Genomic DNA, 211 nt, shown 5'->3' on the forward strand with positions numbered 1-211 from the left:
TTGCCGCATTGATATCTCGGTCATGTTCAACTCCACATTCAGGGCATTGCCAGATACGCTTATGTAGTGGCATTTCTGACATTTTATGACCGCAGCAATTGACAGGTTTTCGAACTGGCAAACCATTGATCCAGTTTTTACCAGATGGACGCCTTTTTTCTGCGGCTTTATATTCCAGCTTTGTGATAAAACCATGCCAGCCTGCATCACC

General features: G+C 44.5%; 1 pseudogene. It reads right to left on the minus strand.

Going from position 1 to position 211, the window contains the following annotated elements:
- Window positions 1-211, minus strand: a pseudogene (locus tag BHE89_RS04170) (zinc ribbon domain-containing protein); the annotation flags it as partial.

It is taken from the genome of Shigella sp. FC1967, from assembly GCF_001743005.1.
GTDB lineage: Bacteria > Pseudomonadota > Gammaproteobacteria > Enterobacterales > Enterobacteriaceae > Proteus.